General features: G+C 63.6%; 1 protein-coding gene and 1 pseudogene. One reads left to right on the top strand and one right to left on the bottom strand.

Annotated features, from left to right (window positions below):
* Nucleotides 1-107 (bottom strand): anti-sigma factor family protein (locus FNJ47_RS52315; protein ID WP_175068539.1); only part of this gene is annotated, 107 nt, incomplete at its 3' end.
* Between the two features lie 14 nt (nt 108-121).
* Here FNJ47_RS52315 and FNJ47_RS52310 point away from each other — a divergent pair.
* Nucleotides 122-247: pseudogene (locus tag FNJ47_RS52310) on the top strand (sigma factor-like helix-turn-helix DNA-binding protein); the annotation flags it as partial.

Genomic DNA, 247 nt, shown 5'->3' with positions numbered 1-247 from the left:
CAATGCGCGCACCCCTCGACATGGGCTTCCACTTCGCGCGCATGGCCGGCATCGAGTTCGCCGTCGATCAGCGCGTGGATCAGCACTTCGGCTTCCTCGCAGGTCATTTCACTTGCTCCTGTTCCGCGAGACCTTCGTGCTCAGGGAAATCCAGAATCTATCATACCGCGAGATCGCCGATGTCGCAGCCGTGCCGGTCGGCACCGTGATGTCGCGTCTCGCGCGCGCCCGCGCCATGCTGCGATCA

It is taken from the genome of Bradyrhizobium uaiense (assembly GCF_010811875.1).
Taxonomy (GTDB): domain Bacteria; phylum Pseudomonadota; class Alphaproteobacteria; order Rhizobiales; family Xanthobacteraceae; genus Bradyrhizobium; species Bradyrhizobium uaiense.
The sequence above is the reverse complement of the archived record's forward strand: the minus strand, read 5'-3'. Positions and strand labels throughout refer to the sequence as shown.